At 48.2% G+C, this 22,473-nt stretch carries 22 protein-coding genes and 1 riboswitch; of the genes, 9 read left to right on the forward strand and 13 right to left on the reverse strand.

The window, feature by feature from the left end; translation table 11 throughout:
• The first annotated feature begins 164 nt into the window (after positions 1-164).
• Positions 165-1,907 (forward strand): GGDEF domain-containing protein, encoded by a 1,743-nt coding sequence (locus tag ACKTT9_RS09700; RefSeq protein WP_407871380.1) that lies wholly within the window; start codon positions 165-167, stop codon positions 1,905-1,907.
• 4 nt (positions 1,908-1,911) lie between these two features.
• Here the strand turns inward: ACKTT9_RS09700 and ACKTT9_RS09705 are convergent, their stop codons facing one another.
• Positions 1,912-2,661, reverse strand: a complete 750-nt coding sequence (locus ACKTT9_RS09705) for an HAD family hydrolase (RefSeq protein ID WP_407871381.1) — start codon at positions 2,659-2,661, stop codon at positions 1,912-1,914.
• Positions 2,662-2,794: 133 nt separating this feature from the next.
• On the opposite strand from ACKTT9_RS09705, the gene polA reads away from it, so the two are divergent.
• The 5 genes from polA to ACKTT9_RS09730 all read left to right on the forward strand — a co-directional run bounded on the left by polA (position 2,795) and on the right by ACKTT9_RS09730 (position 8,381).
• Positions 2,795-5,458, forward strand: a complete 2,664-nt coding sequence (gene polA / locus ACKTT9_RS09710) for a DNA polymerase I (protein WP_407871382.1) — start codon at positions 2,795-2,797, stop codon at positions 5,456-5,458.
• Positions 5,459-5,492: 34 nt separating this feature from the next.
• Positions 5,493-6,353, forward strand: coding sequence for a DNA-formamidopyrimidine glycosylase (mutM, locus tag ACKTT9_RS09715; RefSeq protein WP_181646699.1), 861 nt, complete (start codon positions 5,493-5,495; stop codon positions 6,351-6,353).
• A gap of 105 nt (positions 6,354-6,458) precedes the next feature.
• Positions 6,459-7,178: an MntP/YtaF family protein gene (locus ACKTT9_RS09720; RefSeq protein ID WP_127458078.1), complete on the forward strand. Its 720-nt coding sequence runs from the start codon at positions 6,459-6,461 to the stop codon at positions 7,176-7,178.
• A gap of 31 nt (positions 7,179-7,209) precedes the next feature.
• Positions 7,210-7,806, forward strand: coding sequence for a dephospho-CoA kinase (coaE, locus tag ACKTT9_RS09725; RefSeq protein ID WP_407871383.1), 597 nt, complete (start codon positions 7,210-7,212; stop codon positions 7,804-7,806).
• Positions 7,803-8,381, forward strand: coding sequence for a lytic transglycosylase domain-containing protein (locus ACKTT9_RS09730; protein ID WP_407871384.1), 579 nt, complete (start codon positions 7,803-7,805; stop codon positions 8,379-8,381). Before coaE ends, ACKTT9_RS09730 begins: the two co-directional genes overlap by 4 nt.
• 99 nt (positions 8,382-8,480) lie before the next feature.
• Here the strand turns inward: ACKTT9_RS09730 and ACKTT9_RS09735 are convergent, their stop codons facing one another.
• Positions 8,481-8,696, reverse strand: a complete 216-nt coding sequence (locus ACKTT9_RS09735) for an alpha/beta-type small acid-soluble spore protein (protein ID WP_127458075.1) — start codon at positions 8,694-8,696, stop codon at positions 8,481-8,483.
• Between the two features lie 110 nt (positions 8,697-8,806).
• Between ACKTT9_RS09735 and nrdR the strand changes: the two genes are divergently transcribed.
• Entirely contained in the window at positions 8,807-9,286 is a 480-nt protein-coding gene (gene nrdR / locus ACKTT9_RS09740) for a transcriptional regulator NrdR (protein WP_127458074.1), read from the forward strand.
• 54 nt (positions 9,287-9,340) lie between these two features.
• On the opposite strand, the gene ACKTT9_RS09745 is transcribed toward nrdR, so the two are convergent.
• Together ACKTT9_RS09745 and ACKTT9_RS09750 are read right to left on the reverse strand one after the other, a co-directional pair.
• Positions 9,341-9,763: a DUF4183 domain-containing protein gene (locus ACKTT9_RS09745; protein WP_407871385.1), complete on the reverse strand. Its 423-nt coding sequence runs from the start codon at positions 9,761-9,763 to the stop codon at positions 9,341-9,343.
• 315 nt (positions 9,764-10,078) lie between these two features.
• On the reverse strand, positions 10,079-10,267 hold the full coding sequence (locus ACKTT9_RS09750) for a hypothetical protein (RefSeq protein WP_127458072.1): 189 nt from the start codon (positions 10,265-10,267) through the stop codon (positions 10,079-10,081).
• A 49-nt stretch (positions 10,268-10,316) separates the two neighbouring features.
• Positions 10,317-10,413, reverse strand: a riboswitch (cyclic di-GMP riboswitch).
• 74 nt (positions 10,414-10,487) lie between these two features.
• Here ACKTT9_RS09750 and ACKTT9_RS09755 point away from each other — a divergent pair.
• Entirely contained in the window at positions 10,488-10,670 is a 183-nt protein-coding gene (locus tag ACKTT9_RS09755; RefSeq protein WP_407871386.1) for a hypothetical protein, read from the forward strand.
• Between the two features lie 49 nt (positions 10,671-10,719).
• On the opposite strand, the gene htpG is transcribed toward ACKTT9_RS09755, so the two are convergent.
• The 5 genes from htpG to ACKTT9_RS09780 all read right to left on the reverse strand — a co-directional run bounded on the left by htpG (position 10,720) and on the right by ACKTT9_RS09780 (position 16,304).
• A complete protein-coding gene (gene htpG / locus ACKTT9_RS09760; RefSeq protein WP_407871387.1) occupies positions 10,720-12,597 on the reverse strand; it encodes a molecular chaperone HtpG in 1,878 nt (625 codons plus the stop codon).
• A gap of 190 nt (positions 12,598-12,787) precedes the next feature.
• Positions 12,788-13,993: an MFS transporter gene (locus tag ACKTT9_RS09765; RefSeq protein WP_407871388.1), complete on the reverse strand. Its 1,206-nt coding sequence runs from the start codon at positions 13,991-13,993 to the stop codon at positions 12,788-12,790.
• The gene (locus ACKTT9_RS09770; protein ID WP_407871389.1) at positions 13,990-14,439 is read right to left on the reverse strand and encodes a MarR family winged helix-turn-helix transcriptional regulator; all 450 of its coding nucleotides are present in this window, start codon (positions 14,437-14,439) and stop codon (positions 13,990-13,992) included. The genes ACKTT9_RS09765 and ACKTT9_RS09770 overlap by 4 nt, the downstream gene beginning before the upstream one ends.
• Before the next feature lie 365 nt (positions 14,440-14,804).
• The gene (locus tag ACKTT9_RS09775; protein ID WP_407871390.1) at positions 14,805-15,452 is read right to left on the reverse strand and encodes an NAD-dependent epimerase/dehydratase family protein; all 648 of its coding nucleotides are present in this window, start codon (positions 15,450-15,452) and stop codon (positions 14,805-14,807) included.
• 48 nt (positions 15,453-15,500) lie between these two features.
• Entirely contained in the window at positions 15,501-16,304 is an 804-nt protein-coding gene (locus tag ACKTT9_RS09780; RefSeq protein ID WP_407871391.1) for a helix-turn-helix domain-containing protein, read from the reverse strand.
• Between the two features lie 175 nt (positions 16,305-16,479).
• Between ACKTT9_RS09780 and ACKTT9_RS09785 the strand changes: the two genes are divergently transcribed.
• A complete protein-coding gene (locus ACKTT9_RS09785; protein ID WP_407871392.1) occupies positions 16,480-18,732 on the forward strand; it encodes an FAD-dependent oxidoreductase in 2,253 nt (750 codons plus the stop codon).
• Between the two features lie 187 nt (positions 18,733-18,919).
• On the opposite strand, the gene ACKTT9_RS09790 is transcribed toward ACKTT9_RS09785, so the two are convergent.
• The 4 genes from ACKTT9_RS09790 to ACKTT9_RS09805 form a co-directional block, all read right to left on the reverse strand.
• Complete coding sequence (locus ACKTT9_RS09790; RefSeq protein WP_407871393.1) at positions 18,920-19,078, reverse strand: hypothetical protein; 159 nt, start codon at positions 19,076-19,078, stop codon at positions 18,920-18,922.
• Between the two features lie 77 nt (positions 19,079-19,155).
• Positions 19,156-20,043, reverse strand: coding sequence for a carbohydrate ABC transporter permease (locus ACKTT9_RS09795; RefSeq protein ID WP_407871394.1), 888 nt, complete (start codon positions 20,041-20,043; stop codon positions 19,156-19,158).
• Between the two features lie 18 nt (positions 20,044-20,061).
• The gene (locus tag ACKTT9_RS09800; RefSeq protein WP_407871395.1) at positions 20,062-20,964 is read right to left on the reverse strand and encodes a carbohydrate ABC transporter permease; all 903 of its coding nucleotides are present in this window, start codon (positions 20,962-20,964) and stop codon (positions 20,062-20,064) included.
• 102 nt (positions 20,965-21,066) lie between these two features.
• Positions 21,067-22,440, reverse strand: coding sequence for an ABC transporter substrate-binding protein (locus tag ACKTT9_RS09805; RefSeq protein ID WP_407871396.1), 1,374 nt, complete (start codon positions 22,438-22,440; stop codon positions 21,067-21,069).
• Between the last annotated feature and the right edge of the window lie 33 nt (positions 22,441-22,473).

The following is a 22,473-nucleotide window of genomic DNA, read 5'->3' on the forward strand; positions in this document are numbered from 1 at the left end:
CTTTGTACGCACCTAGCAATCGTCATTCTATTTTTTCGTGGCAAAAAGGCAATTCCCTCTTTTTTATTTGAACTCTTTACACACATTTTACATATTGATAATAAAGCCTGCCATTTGGTTTGATAGACTGATAATAAACTTAAATGATGCAAGGGATGATGGACATGGGTATTCAGTCAGAAGAGCTCCTCCAATTTTACGATATCATTGAAAAAGGTTCCATTTATTCTGTCTATCAGCCTATTGTTTCTATGCAAGATGGTCTAGTAATGGGGTACGAAGCACTAATTCGTGGTCCCAAAGATAGTAACTTTCACTCGCCGCTAACCATGTTTCAATTCGCAGAGCAGCACGGTGAGCTGTACAAGCTGGAACAGTTGGCACGGGAGAAAGCCATTCAGGGGTCTATTTTGGAACATCCGCAGCAATTGCTTTTTATTAATATTTCTTCGCATGTGTTGTATGATCCTGGGTTCGTTCCGGGCAAAACGCTGGAAATTTTACAGAAATACGGGCTTCGTCCAAACAACGTTGTTTTTGAAATAACAGAAAGAACCTCCATTGAAGATTTCTCTTTGGCTCAAAAAATATTGGCGCATTACCGGAAACAAGGTTATCGGATTGCGATCGATGATGCCGGGGCCGGATATTCGTCCATGCAAGCCATTGCCGAGCTTCAACCGGATTTCATCAAGATCGACCGGTCGCTCATCCAGGATATTCATATCAATAAAGTCAAAGAGTACATATTGGAAACATTCGTTACTTTTGCGCAAAAAATGAACATCTCTTTGATCGCTGAGGGCATTGAACATGTTGATGAACTGACCAAATTGGCGAGGCTTGGGGTGCACTATGCCCAAGGTTTTTTGCTGGGCAGACCTCAGGCGGATCCTGCAACGATTCAGGACAGCTTGAAGATGTTGATTTGGCAGCAGCGCAAAGTACAAGGAGGACATATGACCTGGGCCATTGGCGATCTCAAAACACCGGTGAAAGTGTTCGATAAGAAAGCGCCTATTTCGGAAGTGGCGGACTATTTCAAAAAAAACCAGGAGTCAGTGGGAGCTGTCATCGTTAGTGAAGAAGAACCGGTTGGCCTTATGATGAGAGATCGCTTGTTCCAGCAATTGGCGGGACAATATGCGTTCTCTTTGTTTTGGAACCGGACGATTGACAATATTATGGACGACTCGCCGCTCATTGTGGACGAGTTTATTTCCGTCGAGCAGGTGTCCCAGATGGCGACTTCGCGGTCGATTCATCATTTATATGACCTCGTCATCATTACAAGCAGCGGAAAAATGGCGGGTATTGCTTCGATCAGAGCCATTCTGGAGAGTATCACCAATGTCCGGATGGAGTCCGCTCGAGTGGCGAATCCATTAACGGGCTTGCCGGGGAATTTGCAAATTAATAGGGAATTGAATAAACGGATTCATGAAAGTAAGCCATTCCATGTTGTCTATGCGGATCTGGACTATTTCAAATGGTTTAATGACCGGTTCGGTTTTCAAAAAGGGGATCAACTGATTCAATATACCGCTGACATTATGCAGCAGGCGATTTCGGTTTGCGGGACCCCGCTTGATTTCGTGGGGCATGTGGGAGGCGATGATTTTATCGCGATTTCTTCTACGGATGAGCCAGAGCTTCTGTGCCAGGAAATGATTCGCAGGTTCGAAATGGGCGTGCAGATGTTCTATGAAGATGAGGAATGGGAGTATGTATGGGACCGGAGCGGCAATAAGGTTAAAAGCGAGGGAGTCACACTGTCGTTGTCATTAGTCGTTTGCATCTGTGAATCTCCCATTTCACTTGAACATATTTCACAAACCGCGGCTGCTCTCAAGAAGAAAGCCAAAGCGTATCCAGGCAGTATTTATTATTTCCAGAATATAGGGTGAAACATTAGAAGGTGTAGATCAACTGTTTAAATGAACGGATGATAACAACCTTCTGTTTGCCGATTCGCCGTTCGGAAATTTTCTTCATATTCCCGGGATGGATCCAGATAGCGTCCAGACCGCTGGACGCGGCTCCTACCACGTCATTGCGCCACGAGTTGCCAACCATCACACTTTGGTTTGAAGCCGCGTTCATGGTCTTCAGAGCCCTCTCAAATATAGCGGGGTGCGGTTTACGCGGACCGTCCTTCTCCGAGCTAAATAAGCGATCCTCGGTAATCCATCGGGTCAGCTTCAATTTATCCAAATTACTCTGCAATCTTCTGCGGTTTCCGTTGCTGATGATGGCCAGCTTATAATTCTGGGATAACGCTTCGAGCGTGTCCTCTACGCCGGGAAAAAGCGCAACAAAATGATCCTCTTGCTCCTCGACCTGTTCGAAAAAAGCTCGGGTAAACGCCGTGCTCACATTTACTGGCAGAGGATGCAGCGCTTTGCGCAAACAAATGTGCCGAAGCTCATCCGGCGATAGAGGGCTGCGCACCGGTGCTTTGCGGTGCCGGCTCCATTCCATTTTATAACTCTGAAGAACGTCTTGGGCTGTGAAGAGAGTTTCGTCCGGCTCCCACCTCGCCGTGTAGTCATTCATGACCTCAAGGAATGCAGAGTCAAAGCATTGTCTGCGATCCAGAATCGTATTGTTCATATCGAAAAATATAACCTTTTTACGTGTTGGTGAGAAAAAAGGGCTCATTCGGAGAACCTCCTTTTGAAGACCGGAACATCGATTAATGGATTCCTTACATGTTTATGTGCGCTAGCGTTTTTTTATTTTAATTTCGTATGCTATGATGAAGGAAGTATGTCTAAAAACGGGGTGTGAACTTATGGATAAGCTTATTATTATTGATGGAAATTCGATTGCAAACAGAGCTTTCTATGCTTTACCGCTTCTCAGCAATTCTAGCGGATTGCACACGAATGCCGTTTATGGTTTTACAACGATGCTGCTTAAATTAATAGAAGAAGAAAAGCCGACGCATTTTCTTGTTGCTTTTGATGCCGGGAAGATTACGTTTCGACATAAAGAATATACGGAATACAAGGGCGGACGGGCCAAAACGCCGTCAGAGCTTTCCGAACAATTTCCGCTGATCAAAGAACTGCTGAAAGCGTTCAAAATTCCGCAGTTTGAGCTATCCGGCTATGAAGCGGACGACATCATCGGCACGCTGACCAAAGCCGCAGACGCCAAAGGCGAGAAAGTGCTTCTTGTCTCTGGAGACAAGGATATGCTGCAGCTAGCTTCCGATCACGTCACTGTTGCGATCACGCGCAAAGGAATTACGGAAGTTGAGTTATATAATCCGGCTGAGATCAAGGAGAAGTACGGTCTTACACCTGCGCAGATTATTGATCTAAAGGGACTCATGGGCGATACGTCAGATAACATCCCTGGCATTCCCGGAGTTGGAGAGAAGACTGCGCTCAAGATGCTTCATGAATTCGGCACCGTGGAAGAAGTGCTTGCGAATACAGCCAGCCTGAAGGGCAAGATGAAAGAAAAAGTCGAGGAGCACGCGAAAGACGCGATTATGAGTAAAGAGCTTGCGACGATCTTCCGTGAAGTGCCGATGGAAACCGAGTGGGATACGTTCCGTTACGATGGATTTGACGGACAAGCCTTGGCTGGCATGTTCCGTAAGCTGGAATTTAAATCCTTGCTGGAGAAAATGGATTTCGGCGCTGTGGACTTGGAAGCGGAAGGACAAGTTGTTGAAAGCATGGAAGCGGTTGTCGTTACGGAAGCCAATGTAGGTGAGCTAGTTGGCAAATTAAGCGACAGCGGAGTGATCCATGTGGAAGCTGTCGGTGAAAATCCACATCAAGCCGTCAATGTCGGCGTAGTCTGGTTTACGCATGATGAGGACGTGAATACGTCCTATTACGTGCCATTCCAGCTGCTCAAAGGAGAAGCTGGCGAGCCGCTGCGGGCATGGCTGGCGGATGATTCGAAGAAGAAGCAGCTCTTCGATCTGCATCGCTCGATTCTCGCTTTGGCTTGGCAGGGCATCGTGCTCAAAGGCGTGGATTTCGACGTCTTGCTCGCCGCTTACCTGCTCGACCCAACGGAGTCGAATCTGACGTTGAGCGGCTTATCGGCGAAATACAGCCTGCCGGGTCTGAAGGCAGACGAAGACGTGTTCGGCAAAGGCGCGAAATTCCGCCTGCCGGAGCTAACGGCGCTTAGCGACCACTTGGGACGCAAAGCAATGGCAACCGCGCGCCTGGTACCGGTGCTCGCGGAAGAGCTGGAGAAGGGCGAGATGCATCAGCTCTTCTATGAACTGGAGCAGCCGCTGGCCAGCGTGCTGGCGGAGATGGAGCTGCGCGGCATCGCCGTAGATGCCGAAGGGCTTAAAGCGCTCGGCGTGGAGCTCGTCAATAAACTGGACACGATTATGTCCAGTATTTACAAGCTCGCCGGCGTCGAGTTCAACATCAACTCGCCGAAGCAGCTTGGCGAGATTCTGTTCGAGAAGCTGGGACTGCCAGCTTGGAAGAAGACCAAAACCGGCTACTCGACCGATGCCGAGGTGCTGGAGCGCCTCGCGCCCTACAACGAAGTGGTCGGGCAGATCTTGAACTACCGTCAGCTGGCGAAGCTGCAATCGACGTACGTCGAAGGGCTGCTGAAAGAGGTGCGGCCTGAGACCGGTAAGGTGCATACCTATTACCGGCAGACCATTGCCGCCACAGGACGGCTCAGCAGCCAGTTCCCGAACCTCCAGAACATTCCGATTCGTCTGGAGGAGGGCCGGAAGATCCGCAAAGTGTTCGTGCCATCCGAGCCTGGATGGTACATTCTCGCTGCGGATTACTCGCAGATCGAGCTGCGCGTGCTGGCGCACATCTCGCAGGATGAGAAGCTGAAGGAAGCTTTCCTTCAGAATATGGACATCCACACGAAGACGGCGATGGACGTCTTCGGGGTGGAAGAGAGCGCCGTCGATGCGAATATGCGCCGTCAGGCCAAAGCCGTTAACTTCGGGATCGTTTACGGGATCAGCGACTATGGCTTGTCTCAGAACTTGGACATTACTCGCCGGGATGCAGCACAGTTCATAGAACAATATTTTGCTGTCTTCCAAGGCGTACGCAAATATATGGACGATATCGTGAAGGATGCGCGCAGAGACGGCTATGTGACGACGCTGCTGCAGCGCCGCCGGTATTTGCCGGAAATTACGCACTCGAACTTCAACCTCCGCTCGTTTGCGGAGCGTACGGCGATGAACACGCCGATTCAGGGCACGGCAGCAGACATCATTAAGCTTGCAATGGTGCAGATGGATGCCCGCTTGAAGAAAGAGGGCTTGAAGAGCCGCATGCTGCTTCAAGTACACGATGAGCTCGTCTTCGAGGTCCCGGAAGAGGAGCTCGAGACGATGCGCCGCCTGGTGCCGGAAGTCATGGCAGGGGCATTGAAACTGGACGTGCCGCTTAGCGCGGACGTCGATTATGGCCTTACTTGGTATGACGCCAAGTAAGGAAGCTGAACAAATTCAAAAGAGGTGAACATCCGTGCCTGAACTACCCGAAGTCGAGACGGTCAAGCGCACACTGAACAATCTGATCACCGGTAAAACGATCGAGCAGGTTCAGGTCAGACTGCCCCGCATTATACAGAAACCTGATGATATTCAGATGTTTGAAGTGCTGCTGCAAGGGCAGCAGATCGAAACGATTGAGCGCAGAGGCAAGTTTTTACGATTTGTTTTAACGGATTACGTCATGGTCTCTCATCTGCGGATGGAAGGCCGCTATGGCCTGTACAGCACGGAAGATCCGCTTGAGTCTCATACGCATGTGCTATTTCGTTTTACCGACGGCAGCGAGCTGCGGTACAAGGATGTAAGACAATTCGGCACGATGCATTTGTTCCCGAGAGGGGAAGAGCTTACACAGCCGCCGCTGCATAAACTTGGTTTGGAGCCGCTGGATGAGGCCTTCACATTGGAAGCTTTCCGGGACCGGATCGCCCACAAAAAGACGAAGATTAAGCCGCTGCTCCTGAATCAAGAATATATTGTCGGCATCGGTAATATTTATGTAGACGAGTCCCTTTTCCTTGCCGGTATCCATCCGGAACGCGAGGCGTCGTCCCTCAGCAAGAAGGAGCTCATGCTGTTGCATGAGGCGATTATTCGTACGTTGAGCGATTCCGTTGAGGTGGGGGGATCTTCCATCAAATCGTATGTCAACGGCCAAGGTGAAATCGGCTTATTCCAGCATCAGCTGAACATTTATGGCAGACAGTCGCAAAGCTGCAAAACATGCGGCAGCGAAATCTACAAAACCGTGGTGGGCGGTCGCGGAACGCACATTTGTCCAACCTGTCAACCGTTAAAGCGAAAGAGAATCATAAAGAAGTCTGAGAAATAGGCACGTGAAGCGCGCCCTTCCCATATGATATGGAGTACTTAGCCCAGATGATGTGCTGCTATTCAGCTTATTGTCGTCAGTGGTAAAACTCTTAGGAGGGGTATTATGCTTCCGGTGCTTTCTTTGCTGGTTCTGGCTTTCGCAGTTTCATTGGACGGTTTCGGCGTTGGCGTCATGTACGGATTACGCAAAATTCGAATCCCATTTCTGTCTATTGGTATTATATCCCTTTGGTCTGGTATCATTATTTATAGTTCGATGCAAATTGGTGTCCTGATGTCTTCTTTTATGTCTCCCGAGTTTGCCAAACGGATCGGTGCACTCATTCTGATTGGGATTGGCATTTGGGCGCTTTACCAACAGAGACAACAGAAGTCGCAGGATCTCCAAGAGACAGCCAAGTCATCTGACGACCAGATATCTCTGAGCAGTATTCCCCCTTCCGGCAATGAGCCTGCCACACTCGATACGCTGCAAAGGACGAAGGAAATCCTGAATATTGAACTCAAGCGTTTTGGTTTGGTTATTCAAATTTTGCGTACACCCTCCATCGCTGATGTGGATAAATCGGGTAATATTTCAGCTTCCGAGGCTACTTTGCTAGGGCTAGCCCTTTCATTGGACGCATTTGGAGCGGGGATTGGCGCTGCATTAATTGGTTTTGTTCCTTTGTTAACGGCATCCGTAATTTCTATTTCGAGTGGTTCGTTTATTGCACTAGGCTTGCGCATTGGCTTTCGTTATGCGGAAATGACATGGATGAAGAAGTTATCGATTCTTCCGGGATGTGTACTTATTCTTATGGGTTTATTGAAAATGCTGTAGTAACAGGAATACATTTAGGAGAGATTTGCCTATGAATATCGGGTTAACAGGAGGAATCGCTTGCGGCAAAAGCACAGTTAGCGCCATGCTGGTTAGCCGCGGCGCTCTATTAGTAGATGCAGATCAAATCGCGCGCGATGTTGTCCAGCCCGGCAGCCCTGTTCTCGAACAGGTTGCTGCGCATTTTGGACAAGCGGTCATTCAGGAAGACGGCTCACTGCACCGTAAAAAGCTGGGTGAGATCGTTTTTGGAAATACGGATGCCCGTAAACAACTAGAACACATCTTGCATCCACCTATCCGCAAGATGATCAGAGAACAGATGGAAGCGTATGAGAAGCAATTTCCTGACAAACTGGTTGTCGTCGATATTCCTTTATTGTTTGAATCGGATCTATCTTTTATGTTCGAAGAGGTTCTGGTTGTGTATGTGCCTCCTCACATTCAGGTGGAACGTTTAATGAGAAGAGACAACTTAACGGAAAGCGCGGCCAACAACCGAATCAACGCACAAATGTCGATAGAAGAAAAACGCAAATTAGCGGATATCGTGATCGACAACAGCGGGACCTGGGAAGACACCTTAGCTTCGGTCGAACGGTTTTGGCTAGGGAAGGGGCTTTCATGAAGTTCTTGCGCAAAAAACGAGTGTTTGCCCTTTTACTCGTTTGTTTCGTTCTAGTCCTCTTTATGAACAGCGATTTTATAGGAAGAAAGTTGTATCCCATTTATTTTGAGCAGGAAATCAAGCAAAGTGCGGCGAAGCACAATATAGACCCTTTTCTCATTGCGGCCATCATCAGGGTGGAGACGAACTATAAGCATCATTTGGAATCAAAAAAAGGTGCTTTGGGGCTTATGCAGTTGATGCCAGACACGGCAGATTGGATTGTAGAGTCCACCAATTTGGGACCACACACCCAGGAAGATTTGTTAAAAGCGGATGTGAACATTAATCTCGGTTCTTGGTATTTAAGCTGGCTGAACAAACATTACAATGGAAATTTAATTTATGCGATTGCAGCTTATAATGCCGGACAAGGGAATGTGAATAAATGGAAGCAAACGAACGTATGGGACGGTTCACAGGAACGCATTGACCAAATTCCATTCGGCGAAACGCGTCATTATGTTCAACGAGTTATTTATTATTATGAGAAATACACCAAGCTTTACTCCGAACAATGGAAGAGTGTGCAATGATATCTCTACATAACAAAGAAGCATTGGACTAGCTCCTTTGTGGGGGCTTAAAGTCCAATGCTTCCCGTTTGCAGATTCAGCGGCTACTTCTACTCAAGATTACTTGAATTGACCAGCCAAAGATTGTTCTGCGATTTGCACCAGGCGACGAGTAATGTGACCACCGATGGCACCAGTGTCACGAGTAGCCATGTTACCGTAGTATCCATCTTGTGGGATAGAGATACCAAGTTCTTGGGCTACTTCGTATTTCAACTGATCCAACGCTGCGTTAGCTTGAGGAACAACTAGTGTGTTGCTGTTTCCTGCGCTCATGTCTGTTCACCTCCTTGTCGGTTGGTACTAGTATTGTGCGCACTTCTTCCTTGTTCATGACATGTAACATATGGTAATCCATCAGATAGAAGAGAAAGGAGAGATAGCGAATGAAGTGTCCGTTCTGTGATTATTCCGGTACGAAAGTGCTTGACTCACGTTCAGCTAATGAAAACAAATCGATCCGCCGTCGCCGGGAATGTGAGAAATGCGCCCGAAGATTCACCACCTTTGAGATGGTGGAAGAAACTCCGCTTATTGTGATTAAAAAAGATGGCAGCAGGGAAGAATTTAGTCGTGAGAAAATTTTAAGAGGCTTAATACGCGCTTGTGAGAAACGTCCGGTGTCCATGGAGAGACTCGAGATGCTCGTATCCGAAGTTGAGATGCAGCTTCGCACGACGGCTCATGCGGAAGTAGACAGTTTAGGCATTGGCGAAATCGTCATGGAGCAATTGTACCCAGTCGATGAAGTGGCTTACATTCGCTTCGCCTCCGTTTACCGGCAATTCAAGGACATTAACATGTTCCTCAAAGAGTTAACGCAAATATTGGGAAAGCATGATCCCGGCCTACTCCGGGACAAATAAAGAAAGCCGGTTCTGATTCGTTCGCTTGAACGTCTTCAGATCGGCTTTTATTTGTTAGATAGAATGAATAACGGTAGTGACTACTAAATTATTTGTTGTAGAAGTAGAAGACGAGATGGCTGTAAAAGAGAGCGTCTCTAAGACGACCGTAACGCCAATCGTAAGGGCATTGTTAATAGCCAGACTGGCCGTTGTTAGAGTCGTAAGCCCTCCAGCGATGAGAGTGCCATTCACGAATACATTGTAGTATCCATTGCTGCCTGGAACGGTAAGACCGTTAGCAGGCAAAGTCGTGCCAGAGTCATCCTTGAAGCTGGTGGAGGGAATGGTGGTTACACCTGAGAGAATGTTGCCTATGACGACAGTGGTTGTGAAGCGTTTGACCAGCGGCGTAATGGTCGTGGTGGTCGTTGTAGTAATGGTCCCCGAAACCGTGCTGGTTGCAGTCAAATGCAAGGTAATCAAACCTGAACTCATCGTCATTCTCCCTTTCTATCCACAATTCAAGGACTAATCTAGTATTCTGGTAATCTAGTATAGTATATGTCGTATATTTGGAAATTCTTGGATGATAGCATATAGAAAGAGCATGTACAAAAAAATGTTTCAATCCACTAAACTTTAAACCTTAAATGTGACAAAAAATAAGAAAAAGACAGCGGGATTCCCGTTGTCTTTTTGCTATGTTTATTCATAAAAAGCTATCATGACGCGATTTCCTTCGATTTTAAAAAAAATAATTCTATAGACACCAACCGACTGCATTTTTGTGGGCGTTCGTGCATAATTCTGTTATTGGGTACGTTTGTCCAGTTCACTCCTAAGAAATTGAATAAATCGAATTGATTCCTCGGGGGTAAGCAGGTTGTTATTAAACTTAAAGGAGAACATGTTCAAAATATCACTTTCCGGTAGATGCAGGTTAGCAATCAAGTTTTCCACATCCAAGCTCATGTTCCCATTCAACACAATCTTCTCCATCCTTATCAGCTCCTCCTAGTCATTTCTACATTAATCGGACGGAGGCGGTCTTGGCAGCTGGCTGACATTTTGGACATGTAAATCAAGCCAAATTAGTCCCTATAGCTTTGCGTCACCACTTTTCAGTGGTTTTGCCTTTGTCGTGCCGATTAATGCTTGTAAGAAAACTATATCACATTATTTCCAATTATTACATCTATTCGAAGGATGGTTGAAGCATATGTCCGTCAAATCCAATCAAATTCCAGGCTTTTCTTATGAATTAGATATTGTGAAGGTAGCCAACTCGTTAGGAATTGATCAAGATCGATTATTGGCTTATGTATATTCGAATATGGAGGCCAATAATCGGAGTGAGGATAGAGCCGCGCAGCCGATGATTAGGCTTGATGAGCATTCGTGATGACAAGAAAGAGCACTGCAGCCATAGCGGCGGCAGTGCTCTAATGGATTTACACCATGATTTTACAGATATCATTCGTGAATTCAACCGGATCTTGAAGCGGCAAGCCTTCGATGAGGAGAGCTTGGTTGTACAAGAGGGCTGTGTAAAGGTTCAGCTTCTCTTTGTCTTTTTCGAAAGCGTCCTTCAACGAGCCGAATACTTCATGGTTCATGTTGATTTCAAGCACTTTTTCGGCTTTCACATTCGGATTGTTCGGCATGGCATTCAGGATTTTTTCCATCTCAATCGTCACGTCACCGTCTGTAGACAGGCAAACCGGATGCTTTTTAAGACGTTTGGAGGCCTTGACATTCGTAACTTTACCGGACAATAAGCTGGTCATGTAGTCGAAAAGCTCTTTGTTATCGTTTGTTTCCGCTTCGGTTTCGGATTTATCATCCGCTTCAATGCCGAGATCGCCGCTGGAAACCGATTTGAATTCTTTTTCCTTGTAAGTCATGATCATTTTGATTGCGAATTCGTCGATATCGTCAGTGAAATACAAGATTTCATAGCCTTTATCCGTAACAAGCTCCGTTTGTGGAAGCTTATCGATGCGCTCCATGGATTCGCCGGATGCATAGTAAATGTACTTCTGATCTTCTGGCATTCTCGCGATGTATTCGTCGAGTGTAACGAGCTTTTTCTCCTTGGAGGAGTGGAACATCAACAGGTCCTGCAGAACGTCTTTATGTGTGCCGTAGTCGCTGTAGACGCCGAATTTGAGCTGACGGCCAAACGCTTTGTAGAAGGTTTCGTATTTCTCTCTCTCATCCTTCAGCATGGATTGAAGTTGGCCTTTGATTTTGCTCTGAATGTTTTTGGCAATCAGCTTTAATTGGCGATCATGCTGCAGCATCTCTCTGGAAATGTTCAGAGACAAGCTTTCGGAATCGACCATCCCTTTCACGAAGCTGAAATAGTCAGGCAGCAGGTCCGCGCATTTGTTCATAATCAAAACGCCGTTGGCGTATAGCTCCAAACCTTTTTCATATTCCTTGGAATAGTAGTCGAAAGGCATGCTTTCCGGAACAAAAAGGATCGCTTGGTAGACAACAGCCCCGTCCGCGCTAACATGAATATGCTTAAGCGGCTTATCGAAGCCGTAATGCTTCTCATGATAGAACTTCTCATAATCCTCAGGCGTTAGTTCGCTTTTGTTTTTTCTCCAGATAGGCACCATGCTGTTAAGCTGCTGCTCTTCTTGATAATCTTCGAATTCATTGTCCGTGCCTTCTTTGGGTCTTTTGCCGGCAACGTCCATTTTGATCGGATAACGAATGAAGTCAGAATATTTTTTGATGATCGCTTTCAGACGGTACTCGTCCAAATATTCGTCATAGTTGTCATCTTCGGTATTCGCTTTGATTTGCAGTACGATTTCTGTACCAATGGAATCTTTCTCGGCTGTTTCGATGGTATACCCATCAGCGCCGGTGGACTCCCATTTGTAAGCTGTGTCGCTGTCAAGCGCTTTACTTGTCACCGTAACAACATCCGCTACCATGAACGCGGAATAGAAGCCTACGCCGAATTGGCCGATGATATTGTGGCCGTCTTTGGCTTCGTTTTCTTTTTTGAACGCAAGAGAACCGCTTTTCGCAATGATCCCTAAATTGTTCTCCAAATCTTCTTTCGTCATCCCGATACCCGTATCGCGGATCGTTAACGTTCTGTTCGTTTTGTCTGCAATGACTTTAATAAAATAACTGTCTTTGTCAAATACCAATGAGTCGTCTGTGAGTGCTTTGTAGTAAATTTTATCAATGGCATCGCTGGAATTGGAGATGAGCTCTCTCAAGAAGATTTCTCTTTGCGTGTAAATGGAGTTAATCATCATTTCTAATAGTCTTTTGGACTCAGCCTGAAACTGTTTCTTTTCCACGGATAAATCTCCTTTCGATATGTAACAATAGTTCAATATTAGCACTCTCTCTACTTGAGTGCTACACATACTTTTTATATCATTCCGTTAATTCAATGTCAATTGCTATTCCCTGTTAAATTCCTGTTAAAATGATAAAAACGCCGTCTCTCTCTACCACTCAGAAGTGTTAGTGAGAAACGGCGTTTGTTTATTTCATAGAAGCCGCTGTACCGGACTTCAGGGCGATACTCGATTTCCGGTGATGCAGGCCATAATACAGCAGTGAAGAACATGCAACAACGATGCCTGCCACGAAGTACATCGTATGATAGTCGGTTTTGGATGCGACGAGGCCAAGCACAAGCGAGCCGATCCCATAGCCGGTATCGAAGAGCAAGAAATACGTGCCAGTGGCAAGTCCTCTGCGGTGAGCGGGCGCCGCCTGAATCGCGATGGTCTGAAAGCTCGGAAGCATGGCGCCGAAGCCAAGTCCCAGCAGTCCGCCGGCCACTAAAAAGGGCACGGGGGACGATGTCAGGCTGAGGCCAATCATGCCCAGCGTGAACAAAACAACGCCTGGGTAAACCAAGCCGTTAGGTCCTGAACGATCGAACCATTTGCCGGTAAACGGCCTGGAAATGACAATCATCAAAGCGAAGACCATGAAGAAGTAGCTGGCGTATTTCTCCAATCCGTTCGCTTTGGCATAAACGGACAGAAACGTTGTGATGGCGCCATAGGAGAAAGCGAGCACGCTGCCTGTCAGGGAAATCGGGATTGCCCGCGGCTCGATGAATTTTCTCCAGCCCTTTTCCGGTTTCATGGATGCCTGCACAACGCGCTGCGGAATGCGGAGGGATAACCCGAATAGAAGGGATAGAACGGCGAACACGATACAGACGCCAAACAGCAGCGCATTATTGTTAGATTGCATAATGGTTAAACCAAGAAACGGTCCGACAACCATTGCCAAGCTCATGAAAAGGCTGAAATAGCCGATGCCTTCACCCTTGCGGCGATCCGGCACAAGATCAATGGCTACAGCGCCCGCGGCTGTGGTAGCCATCCCAAAGCCGATGCCGTGCAAGAACCGTACGCCTAGCAAGACACCGTATTGGTGGATAAAAGGATACATCGCGGTGCAGATCATAAACAAGGCAAGGGCGAAGGAGATGATCTTCTTCCGATTCCACTCATCCATCCACTTGCCGGTTAACGGACGTAAAATAACGGTTGAGATAATAAAGATTGTCATCACCAGACCAATTTGCTGCTGCCCGGCATGCAACGTATCGGTGACAAAGATAGGCAAAGTTACGGCTAGAATATAAAACGTCATGAATAAAAAAAAGCTGCTGAGACATACAGCAACAAAATCGCGATTCCACAATTTCTGATCGGTCTCGGTACTCACTGTGATTCCTCCACTTCCTTAATGCGTGCATTGGCTTCTTGGGTGATTTGAATGAGCAGCGACTTGAGCAGGGAAGCCTGTTCCTCCGTAAAGCCGCTAAGCAGTGAAGCGATGACCTTCTGCTCAATCGGGGTGAGAATGTCATTCATCGCTCTGCCCTGATCGGTAATGAACGTCAGAAAGGAACGGCGATCCTGTTCATTAGCGCGGCGTTCAATCATTCCTTTACGCTCCAATTGGTCGAGGATTCGGGTAATATTCGTTTGATCCTTCTCCGCTCGATTTGCGAGCAGTTTCTGGGTAATCCCGTCCTCGCACGCCAGACGATGAAGCACGACCCACTGTTCCGTCGTCATATCGTAGGGCTGAAATTGAGAGCCCAAAAGCTGTGTCATTCGGCGCCCAGCATGATTCAGAATAAACCCGAAGGAATGATCCATCTGCATAACACAAACCTCCTCTGAAAATTAGTTGCTATAGCAATTATATTCTTGGCAAATATATTCGTCAATCATTTTAAGCTGCTTTGTATAAGAAAGTGGAGACCGGACATACTAATTTCAGACGGTGATTCAGAGAGGTGTTGTGTCGCATACAATGTAGACGAAATACCAGGGAAGTTGTTGTTGAATCTACCGTAAAGCGAGGAGATGTGCCGCAGGCCATTAATGTAGCTAAAAACTGCAGGAATGTGATGAGGTAGTTACCGAGCGAAGTAGGTTTCAAGGCAAAAGTACCATCAATTTGTCACCGTCGAAAAGGACTCCGCGAGGAGTCCTTTTTCTTTTATGCGTTATCAGTTAGAAACGATTCAAATCACTGCTCTCAATAATCGGCTTGGGATAACGTTAATAGCGGCTTCTATCATGGCGCGGCCAACCTTTTCCGAGGTCGTGACCGAATTCGGGAACCATTTTTCCAACAGCGGGTAAAAAGGTTTCATGATCGTATATACAGCCTGATACAGCTTCGTCTTGGATCTGACGCCGTGCAGGGGCAGGATGCCTCCAGGTCTGAACATGTACGCCGCTTTAAAAGGCAGCTTGAGCAGGTCATTTTCTGTTTTGCCTTTGACCCGCGCCCACATGCTGCGCCCTCGCTCAGAGCTATCCGTGCCGGCTCCGGTCACATAGGTGAACGTCATGGCGGGGTTCAACCTTACTAACGTTTGTGCCACACTCATCGTTAAATCGTACGTTATCGCTGTATATTTCTCCTCGCTCATACCCGCAGAAGAGACGCCCAGGCAGAAGAAGCAAGCATCAAACCCGGAAAGCTCTCCCTCCAAGGCTGATAAATCCAGTAAATTCGCATGCACGAGCTCGCTGAGTTTCGGGTGCTGCTGGCCAGTTGCATTTCGCCCGATTGTTACTACTCTCTTGATCCGAGGATCCTGGAGACATTCACGCAGTACAGATTGCCCTACCATGCCGGTTGCTCCGAATAGAAGAACGTTCAATAAGTTCACACCTTTCTCTTTACATCCATTGTTTCCGCTAAAAAGGGTTCATAACCGATGCAGCTTGCGGTAATGCGAAGGGGTGATACGCATGCGCTTTTTAAACACACGGCTCAAGTAGAATTCATTCTCGAACCCGCATAGTCCCGCAATTTGCTGCAGCGTCAGGTCGCTATCGAGCAAAAGTTTCTGTACCTTCTGCAATCGCAAAGAAGTGAGGTAATCCAGCGGCGCCATGCCGGTCGTTCTTTTGAATCTCCGCGTGAACTGCACCTGTGTCAGCCCCAACTCCATGGCGAGCCGTTTCAAATTGAACGAGGACGCTGCATGCTCCAGCATGTAGTCAATGGCTTTCTGTACAATGAAATCCTCACCCGAATGTGTGCGCGAGTCTGACTGCCACTCGTCCACAACCTGCATCCAGACATCCGTCACAAAGTGATGACGTAATGCAGTGGAGGCATCTGTATGAAGCTCCGTCCACTTTCGCAAATACGTATAAGTAGATGTCAGCCGATGCAGATCCAGGACGGTTACTTTGCCGGCAGGGATGTTGTCCTCCGTAACCAAAACCCCGTTCTCTTCATGGACCCATCGCAGTAAAAAAACGTGAAAAGACGAGGGATGGACCATTTCTCTCTGAAAAGCAACACCAGGCGGACAAAACACGAGATCACCGAAAGAAGCAGTGCCTTCGTGCGGACCGATGTTATAAGTGAAACTGCCATCTTCCACGCCAAATACCACCCAGAAGTCGTTGATGTCCACATGAACTTGAAAGGCGACTTTCTCCTTCCAGTAAACATGGCTGATCACTTCCGGTTTCGTGCTTGTTATCTCGCGTATGCGCACGATTTGTCCCTCGCTTCTGCCAATTTGTCCCACATGATTAGCATATACGAAACCGTAGAAGCAAGATAGATAGGGATGAAATTTTGTATATGTTTATGTTGTTTGCGTGCATGGAGTAAAGCGTTTACTATGCATTAAAATGAGGATATAAGCTAGCGTTGAGGGGGAAAGGTGAATGAAAGAGGAACTCGTAAAAACGGATATCTCCGTCATTGGCGGCGGGTTATCCGGTGTGTGTGCTGCCATTGCTGCGGCAAGGCTTGGGCAAACGGTAGCGCTCGTTCAGAATCGCCCTGTATTAGGCGGAAATTCCTCCAGCGAGGTGCGTGTTTGGGTCTGCGGCGCGACAGGGCACGGAGTCAACCGATATGCGCGGGAAACAGGCATTATGGGGGAGCTGTTCGTCGAAAACCAGTTTCAGAATATGGACGGCAATCCGTATTTATGGGATTTGACGGTGCTCGAAGCGGTGCGCGCCGAGAGTCGTATTCAGCTTTTTCTCAACACGGACGTTCATGAGGTGGAAGCTGATGGTGATGAGAATCATCGGATGATCCGCAGTGTTACGGGCTGGATGATGGGTTCTGAGCGAAAAATTCGTTTCGAAAGCGAAGTGTTCCTGGATTGCACAGGAGATGGGCTGATCGGGTTTCTGGCTGGTGCAAAGTACCGGATTGGACGCGAAGCGAGAGCGGAGCATGGCGAGGATTGGGCGCCCGAGGTGGCGGATGGGATTACGCTCGGCAGCACGATTTTATTTTACACGAAAGATGCGGGCCATCCTGTTAAATTCCATCCTCCGAGCTTTGCCCAAGATATTACGAAGACATCGATACCGATCAAAAGAGTTATACGCAGCGGAGATTCGGGCTGTCATTATTGGTGGATTGAGTGGGGCGGCGAGCTGGACACTGTGCATGAAAATGAAAAGATTCGTGATGAGCTATGGTCGGTCATCTATGGAATTTGGGATTATATTAAAAACTCCGGCAACTTCGAAGCGCAGCAGATGACGCTTGAGTGGGTCGGTGCTTTGCCGGGAAAAAGGGAGTACCGGCGATTTGTCGGCGATTATGTGCTGACTCAAAACGACATTATGGCGCAGACGCCTTTTGAGGACCGCATCGCCTTCGGCGGGTGGTCGATTGATCTGCATCCTCCGCAGGGCATGTACGCTGCGGAAAGCGGTTCTAAGCACTTGCATGCCGATGGCGTCTACCATATCCCGTTTCGTTCGCTGTACTCGGTGAATGTCAGCAACCTGTTGATGGCGGGACGCAATATCAGCGCTTCGCATGTTGCATTCGGGACGACACGGGTCATGGCCACGTGCGCCGTCCTTGGAGAGGCGGCAGGGACGGGGGCGGCCCTGTGCGTGCAAAAGCAAGTGATGCCGCGCGAGCTGCATCAGAAGCATCTGAAGGAGCTGCAGATGACGTTGCTGCGTCAGGATGCTTCGATTATCGGCCTGCGCAGCGAAGATGAAGCGGATCTGGCCCGCCGGGCCCAGGTAACGGCGTCGAGTACGTTACGCCAGGTGGGCGTGGAGCGGGCTGTGGAGCCCAGGCGCTTGCATACGGACGTGGCTGTGCTATTCCCAGTAGCTCCGGCGCTGCGGGGCTTTGAGCTTCTGGCGGATGTCTCGGAGGCTACGACGATGACTGTAGAGCTGTGGGATACGGGGCGCGCTGAGAACTACGTGCCGAAGAGCTTGATTGCGGCGGCATCAGCACGTGTTGCGGCCGGTGAGCGCCAGTGGGTGGCTTTTGATCTGCGCTGGCAGCCGGAGGTGGAGCAGAACGCGTTCGTCATTGTCAAAGCGAACGAGCACGTTACTGTTTACCATGCGGATGAGCCGGTAACAGGGACGATCACATTCGTAAAGGGCGCGAAGCCGATTGTTGATCCGAAGCTGGAGGATCATCAGCCGGAGCAGCCGGTTGTACTGTGGAGCATGAAGGGCGGCTTGGACCGCAAGCCGATCTGTTTCCGAGCACCGGAAGCGACAAGCGCTTTTTCGGCGGAGCGTGTGACGGATGGCTACCTGCGTCCTTACGGCGGACCGCATCTGTGGATGTCGGAGAGGGTGGCAGCAGGCCGGGAAGAGTGGATTGAGCTGACATGGGAGGCGCCGAAGGAGATTAGGCGGCTGCAGGTGACTTTCAACGACAATGTGAATCAGGATTTGATCAATTTGCATGCGTTCAGGACGTCCTTTGACGTCATGCCGGAATTGGTGAAAGACTACCGGATTGAGGCTTGCGTGGAAGGGACGTGGGTCGTTCTGCTGCGTGAGACGAACAATCGGAGGAGGACGCGGAGACATGAGTTGGCAAGCTGCGTTACTGCTGCGCGATTGCGGCTGATCGTCGAGTCGACGAACGGGAGTCCGAGTGCGGAAGTGGTGGAGATAAGGGTGTATGGGTAAAAAAGAGCGGAGTCGCCTGATAGCGCGTTTGAATTGGCACGTTCATTGGACGTATTCCAATGGAGGAGTGGATTTGGCTGCTGAAACGGCAAACTCATTGGATGAAATCCAAGACAGAGATAGAATTGAAGGCAGTAATGGGGGCTTTGCGCGGAGTTAGCTGGATTTCGTCCAACGGAAGATAGGTTTAGCCTGCAAATATAGCTAGTTCATTGGAAATCATCCAATGAGGACAAAAGGCCCCCTTGTTTGGCCACACCCATCCAAGTAGCTTCAGGATAGAATGGCCAAGGGGGAGCTTTTCTGGCAGTTGTCCTTTCGGCAGTTGCCCTTCAGGTAGTTGCATTCCAGCAGTTGCCTCCCGATCCGCTACCTTCAAGCCCGTCGGCCTTCCAGCTCGTCGACTCACCGAAAAGCTGTCTGCTAACCCTTCAACCCTGAGCTGGCGAAGCCCTCAACGAACCATTTCTGACAGACGATGACGACGATGAGAAGCGGCAGCAGAGCGGATACCGAAGCGGCCATGGTAAGGACATAATTGGTCCCGAACTCTTCGACGTAGCTGGTTAACCCCAGTGGAATCGTAAAGAGATGTTTGTCTCTGAGGTAAATAAGCGGACCTTCGTATTCATTCCAGTGTGAAGTGAAGGAGAGAATGAGCAGAGTGACGATGGCAGGTTTGATCAGCGGCAATGAAATTTGCCAGAAGGTGCGCCAGTACCCAGCTCCGTCTACACGTGCTGCCTCGAGCAGTTCATTGGGAAGCGTGCTGAAGAACTGCCTCATCAAAAATGTACCAAATACCGTAAACAAACCCGGCAAAATAAGCGAATAATGCGTGTTGATCAGTTTCATCGAATCGAACAGGATGAAGCGCGGGAGGAGAAGCACTTGGCTGGGAATCATCATCGTTGATAGATAGAGCAGGAACAGGAAGTTACGGCCTTTGAAGCGGATTTTGGCGAAGGCATAGCCGGCCATTGCACTCGTGAGTAAGTTGCCTGCAACCGTAATCCCGGTAATTTTAATAGAGTTCAAATAAAACAGGTAAAAAGGGTTAGGACCCGTCCACACTTGCTTGTAATTTTCAAAATGCCAGGTCTTTGGAATCCAATCAATCGGATACTTGAAAACTTCGCCATTGATTTTAAAAGAGGTAGAGATCATCCAAATATAGGGCAGTATCATGATTAGCGCGAAGGCTGCCAACACGATGGTAATGATGGCTTTGATAACCCAAGGCAGCTGCTTGTTTTTAGCGCGCGTTTTTTGTTGGGTGGATTGCACCGGATAGGTAGTTTCCATTTCCATAATGGTTCTCCTTTCTTCCTAGAAGTGATCCTGCCAACGCTTTTGGCTTTGCCACTGGATGAGCGTAATGATGAAGATAATGATGAACAGGACCCACGAGACCGCAGCGGCATACCCCATTTTATAGAAACGGAAAGCAAGCAGATAAATGTGATAAGACAGCACCATCGTTGAGTCAATCGGACCTCCTTGCGTCATAACGGCGACTGGACCGAATACTTGGAAGGACCAAATGATGAGTGTAATGGCAATGAGAAATGTTGTCGGTGTTAGCATGGGAACAGTGATTTGGAAAAACTGACGCATCCTGGAGGCGCCGTCAATCTCAGCTGCTTCATACAAATCTTTAGAAATGCTCTGCAGGCCGGCCAAGTAAATGACCATGGCATACCCGATGGTGACCCATACGGACATAATAATAATGGCAAAAAGGGCGGATTTGGGACTGGATAGCCAGCCTGGCGGATGTTCGATGCCGATTGATAACAGGAACTGGTTGATGGGTCCGTTCGTTGCACGGTACATGATGCTCCAAATGACGGAGACGGCAACCAGGGAAGAGACGTAAGGTAAAAAAATCAGTAGCCGCAGCGTATTTTTGAAAAACACATATTTGTTTAGAATAACGGCCATGAACAAGCCAATTACGATGGAGGCCGGTACGCTGACTAAGGTAAACACGGTATTATTTTGCAGCGATTTAAGAAATTTCGGATCACTTGGCAGCGCTTTGAAATTATCGAAGCCAACCCATGTGATGCCGGCAAATCCTTTGAGGTACTCCCAGTCAACGAAGACCAGATAAAGACTGAATAGAATGGGCAATAAAATAAATGCGAGATACCCGGTAAGATTCGGTAAAATGAACAGGTAACCGGCGAGATTTTCCCTGAATTTTGCGGTTTGCCAGAATGGTCTCATGGCGAGTCATCCTTTCGTTTCATGGGTTAAGCTTCCTTTATGAAAAAGCTATCCCCAGGTCACTGAATGACTTGTGGGGACAGCTTCCTTGGCAGCGTGAACTTATTTTTTGGCGCCTTTGATCGTTGTATCGGAGCGGGTTTTCATCGTTTCGAGCGTTTTATCAATCGGTTGGACGCCGAGTAAATATTTCTCCATCTCGTCCTTGTAGATGGCTTTCAGTTCTGTAGGGACAGGTACATTGTAAGCTGTCGGGAATGTGTAGCTTCCAGCGAGCAATGCTTTCAAGGAATCTTCATCGATTAAATCTTTGGCGTCGCCAATCAGAATAGAAGCGATTTTGCCGGCATCGGCTTTTTTATTCGTCGGGATACGACCGCCGGGAACCATCGACATGTTGCCTTCTTGCAGGTACCAGGAAATGAATTTCATGGCGGCTTCTTTGTTTTTACTGTTTTTGTTAATGGACATATAGTCGCCCATACCGCCGCCGGGGTTCACGTTGCCGCCAGCTGTGAATTGCGGATACGGAGCGAAAGCTACTTTGAAATCGTGAGGGAAGCTTTTCGTATCTTTGATATAACGGATGATATAGATTTGAGAAGGCGTCATAGCCGCTTTACCTGTCAGCAGCTCGTTCTGCACTGTAATTTTGCCGGCGACGGCTTCGGAATATTTCATCATAATGCCTTTGCTTTCCAAGCTTTGCTGCAGTTCCAAACCTTTCTTCAGAGCAGGGCTGTTGAAGTTGGACGTACCGTCATCCGCGATGAAGGAGTCTTTGGCTTTGCCGGTTTGCAGGACAATTTCCCCGAAGGTGGACAAGGCGGGATCAAGCATCGTGCCTTTGCGCTCGCCTTTGTTGAGCTTTGCTGCAAGGGCGCTGAAGTCATCCCAGGTCCAGGCGGTGGGAAGCTTCTCGCCGGCTTCGTCTAGTGCCTTTTTATTGAAAAGTACGGCACCGACGTTCTTGTTGGCAGGCAGATAATAATATTTGCCGTCAGCAAATTTCTTGATATTGGCGCTGCCGATAACCCCTTCCACGTCAAAGCCTGCTTTGGCAATCAGATCATCGAGAGGCTCTGCCATGCCGGCGGCTTGGCGCTTCGTCATTTTATCATCGCCGTAGTTCATATAGATGTCAGGTGCGTCTGTATTGGAGAGCAGAGCAGTCTCAAGCTTCAAGTTACCGGGATCGTCATTCACATAACGGATATATTCAACCTTAATGTTCGGGTTTGCTTTATTCCAATTGTCGACGGCTTCTTGCGGACCGCTTTCGGGCGGGACGCCTCCCCAGAACTTCAGTGAAACCGGCTTCTGGGCTTCCGGCGTAGGAGCTGCGGCAGCTGTTGTTGCTGCTGATGGTGCTACAGTGGCGGAAGCTGTGGGTGCAACATCGGTTTTAGCGCAGCCAGCTACGAAAACGCTTACAGCCAGAGCGAGCGATGCACTTACTCCAAAAAGTTTCTTCATGTGTTCATCCCCTTTTCTTTTGGTAATTCAATC

The organism is Paenibacillus sp. P36 (assembly GCF_045866505.1).
Classification (GTDB): domain Bacteria; phylum Bacillota; class Bacilli; order Paenibacillales; family NBRC-103111; genus Paenibacillus_E; species Paenibacillus_E chondroitinus.

Excerpts from the sequence above, each read along its gene's own strand:
- ACKTT9_RS09790 (WP_407871393.1), bottom strand. The coding sequence starts at position 19,078 with ATGCAACTACCTGAAGGGCAACTGCCGAAAGGACAACTGCCAGAAAAG.
- coaE (WP_407871383.1), top strand. The coding sequence starts at position 7,210 with ATGAATATCGGGTTAACAGGAGGAATCGCTTGCGGCAAAAGCACAGTT.
- ACKTT9_RS09795 (WP_407871394.1), bottom strand. The coding sequence starts at position 20,043 with ATGGAAATGGAAACTACCTATCCGGTGCAATCCACCCAACAAAAAACG.
- polA (WP_407871382.1), top strand. The coding sequence starts at position 2,795 with ATGGATAAGCTTATTATTATTGATGGAAATTCGATTGCAAACAGAGCT.
- ACKTT9_RS09730 (WP_407871384.1), top strand. The coding sequence starts at position 7,803 with ATGAAGTTCTTGCGCAAAAAACGAGTGTTTGCCCTTTTACTCGTTTGT.
- ACKTT9_RS09750 (WP_127458072.1), bottom strand. The coding sequence starts at position 10,267 with ATGGAGAAGATTGTGTTGAATGGGAACATGAGCTTGGATGTGGAAAAC.
- ACKTT9_RS09700 (WP_407871380.1), top strand. The coding sequence starts at position 165 with ATGGGTATTCAGTCAGAAGAGCTCCTCCAATTTTACGATATCATTGAA.
- ACKTT9_RS09745 (WP_407871385.1), bottom strand. The coding sequence starts at position 9,763 with ATGAGTTCAGGTTTGATTACCTTGCATTTGACTGCAACCAGCACGGTT.
- ACKTT9_RS09770 (WP_407871389.1), bottom strand. The coding sequence starts at position 14,439 with ATGCAGATGGATCATTCCTTCGGGTTTATTCTGAATCATGCTGGGCGC.
- nrdR (WP_127458074.1), top strand. The coding sequence starts at position 8,807 with ATGAAGTGTCCGTTCTGTGATTATTCCGGTACGAAAGTGCTTGACTCA.
- ACKTT9_RS09720 (WP_127458078.1), top strand. The coding sequence starts at position 6,459 with ATGCTTCCGGTGCTTTCTTTGCTGGTTCTGGCTTTCGCAGTTTCATTG.
- ACKTT9_RS09800 (WP_407871395.1), bottom strand. The coding sequence starts at position 20,964 with ATGAGACCATTCTGGCAAACCGCAAAATTCAGGGAAAATCTCGCCGGT.
- ACKTT9_RS09805 (WP_407871396.1), bottom strand. The coding sequence starts at position 22,440 with ATGAAGAAACTTTTTGGAGTAAGTGCATCGCTCGCTCTGGCTGTAAGC.
- ACKTT9_RS09735 (WP_127458075.1), bottom strand. The coding sequence starts at position 8,696 with ATGAGCGCAGGAAACAGCAACACACTAGTTGTTCCTCAAGCTAACGCA.
- ACKTT9_RS09785 (WP_407871392.1), top strand. The coding sequence starts at position 16,480 with ATGAAAGAGGAACTCGTAAAAACGGATATCTCCGTCATTGGCGGCGGG.
- ACKTT9_RS09755 (WP_407871386.1), top strand. The coding sequence starts at position 10,488 with ATGTCCGTCAAATCCAATCAAATTCCAGGCTTTTCTTATGAATTAGAT.
- ACKTT9_RS09705 (WP_407871381.1), bottom strand. The coding sequence starts at position 2,661 with ATGAGCCCTTTTTTCTCACCAACACGTAAAAAGGTTATATTTTTCGAT.